At 66.9% G+C, this 583-nt stretch carries 1 protein-coding gene; it reads left to right on the forward strand.

The annotated features are described in order from the left end of the window. The coding region (locus SM757_RS35020; RefSeq protein ID WP_322468870.1) for a calcium-binding protein at positions 1–583 on the forward strand (583 nt) is incomplete at both ends.

Raw genomic sequence — 583 nt, forward strand, 5'->3', positions numbered from 1 at the left:
GGCGACGTGCTGAGCGGCGGCTTCGGCAACGACACGATAGACGGCGGCCTGGGCAACGACGCCCTCAACGGCCTGGCGGGCAACGACTCGCTGCTGGGCGGCGAGGGCAATGACACGCTGGAGGGCGGCTTCGGCAACGACACGCTGCTGGGCGGCGCGGGCAACGACCAGCTCAGCGACGACCAGGGCGCCAACGTGCTCGACGGCGGCGAGGGCAACGATTGGCTGTACGTGAATTCGGCCCAGGGCGAGAACACCTTGCTTGGCGGGGCGGGCAACGACTCCCTGTCCGCCATGGGGCGCTCGCTGGTGTTGGACGGTGGCGATGGCGATGACTACCTCAGTGCCAACGGCAACGACGTGCTGCAAGCCAGTCAGTTCAGCGACGTGCTGCTGCAAGGTGGCGAAGGCAACGACTCCCTGAGTGCCTCCAATCCCACCAGCGCCACGCTGCAAGGCGGCGAGGGCGACGACACGCTGAACCTGAGCCTCAACAATTACATCGGCGCCGACACGAAGTCGGTGTATCTGCTGGAGGGTGGCGAGGGCGCCGACACCCTCAACGTCTCGGGCTACTACTTCG

The organism is Azohydromonas lata (assembly GCF_034427735.1).
Taxonomy (GTDB): domain Bacteria; phylum Pseudomonadota; class Gammaproteobacteria; order Burkholderiales; family Burkholderiaceae_C; genus Azohydromonas; species Azohydromonas lata.